This window comes from Saccharomonospora iraqiensis subsp. iraqiensis (assembly GCF_000430445.1).
GTDB lineage: Bacteria > Actinomycetota > Actinomycetes > Mycobacteriales > Pseudonocardiaceae > Saccharomonospora > Saccharomonospora iraqiensis.
Genome location: NZ_KE387111.1, coordinates 1 through 1,811 on the forward strand (window position 1 = coordinate 1; position 1,811 = coordinate 1,811).

Below are 1,811 nucleotides of genomic sequence, written 5' to 3' on the forward strand. Positions count from 1 at the left end.
TGCGGGAGACGGCGGCGCAGGCCGAACGGGGCGACGGCGGTGCGGACGCGCTGGTGGTGCCCACCGACGTGACCGACGACGCCGCCGTGGCGGACCTGTTCGCGGCGGTCGGGCAGCGGTGGGGCCGGGTGGACGTGCTGTTCAACAACGCGGGCACGTTCGGACCGGCCGGGTCGGTGGACACGGTGCCGCTCGACGGGTGGCACGACACCGTCGCCGTCAACCTCACCGGCATGTTCCTCTGCGCCCGGCACGCGGTCCGGCTGATGAAGGAGCAGCGCCCCCGGGGCGGCCGGATCATCAACAACGGCTCGATCTCGGCGCAGGCGCCCCGGCCGGACAGCGTCGCCTACACGGCCACCAAACACGCGGTCACCGGGCTGACCCGGTCGCTCGCCCTGGACGGCAGGCCGCACGACATCGCCTGCGGCCAGATCGACATCGGCAACGCCGCCACCGACATGACGGCGGGCATCGCCGAAGGCGCACGGCAGGCGGACGGCAGCACCGCGCCCGAGGCCACGTTCGACGCGGCGCACGTCGCCGACGCCGTGCTCTACATGGCCGGGCTCCCGCTGTCGGCCACGGTCAACTCGCTGACCGTGACGGCCACCGCGATGCCCTACGTCGGGCGGGGGTGAAGGAGGGCGTCGCGGTGGTCCGGGCGGCTCAGGTCGGGGCCAGTGCCGACGCGTCGTACCGGCAGGCGGCGTTCCACAGCAGGAACGAGTCGGCCCCGGCGTCCTCGGCGGCCTCGATCTGCGCGCGGACCTCCCCGGGGCCGTAGTCGACCCCGAGGCTGAACGCCTGCAACCAGGGGATGATCTCGGTCGTGCCGTTCTCGTTCGCCTGGTCCACGAAGTCGGCCACCGAGCGCCGGGTGATGTCGTACGGCTGGTTCTCCGGGGAGTCCACCCCGTACTCCCCGGGCCCCCAGTGCGACGGGTACACCATCGGCGCGATGTAGTCGACGTGCTCGGACATCATCGGGATGTCCTGCGCGATCTGCGTCGGGCGGGTGGCCGCGATCCCGAACACCGAGGCGCCCTGGTAGGCGCCGTGCTCGTGGATGGCCTCCCGGGAGTCCGCCAGGAAGTCGGCGACCGACTTCTCCGGGGAGGTCTCCAGGCCGGGGAAGCGCATGGCGTCGATGTCCCCGTCCGGCCTGCGGATGTAGTCGTAGAGGATGTCGTCGAAACCGAGTTCGGCGGCCTCCTCGGCGAGCGCGATGTTGTACTCGCGCACCTCGGGGTCGGCGAAGTTGGTGAACGAGTAGCTGCCGTAGCCGGACCAGGGGGAACCCCCGGTGTCCTGCACCAGCCGCTGGTGGTCACCGGACTCCCAGGACGCCCGCCCGAGCACCGGGTCGCGGAAGGCGACCAGCCTGCCGACCACGTGCACGCCCTCGGCGTGCAGCATGTCCAGCGCCTCGCGGGCGTCGTAGAGGTCGGCGTTCGCGCCGATCTCCTGCGCCAGCGGCACCTGCGAGGAGTAGCCGACCTTGCCGCTCTCGTCCTTGATGTCGAGCTGCACCGTGTCGATCCGGCGCTCGCGCACCAGGTCCATCACCGGCTCCCGCAGGGTGGCGCTCGACCAGGCGCTCGCCGACATGTGCACCGCCCGCATCCCGGGGTGGCGCAGCGCCACCGGGACCTCCTCGGTGGCGGTGTTGCCCGCGGCGTCGGTGGCGGTGACGGTGACGCTCGTTCCGCCGTCCTGCCGCACGGGGAGCACGAACTCGCCGTCCTCGCCGGGGCGGGCCTGCTCGTCGCCCGCGGTGACCGTCGCCGCGCCGACCGCGGTGCCGCGGA

General features: G+C 72.8%; 2 protein-coding genes. One reads left to right on the forward strand and one right to left on the reverse strand.

Annotation, left to right across the window (positions count from 1 at the left end; all coding sequences use genetic code 11):
• Positions 1-641, forward strand: a 641-nt coding sequence (locus tag ACTIR_RS0116410; RefSeq protein WP_026455103.1) for an SDR family oxidoreductase, incomplete at its 5' end; no start/stop codon positions are given.
• 28 nt (positions 642-669) lie between these two features.
• Here the strand turns inward: ACTIR_RS0116410 and ACTIR_RS23835 are convergent.
• Positions 670-1,811 (reverse strand): putative glycoside hydrolase (locus ACTIR_RS23835; RefSeq protein ID WP_034240549.1); only part of this gene is annotated, 1,142 nt, incomplete at its 5' end.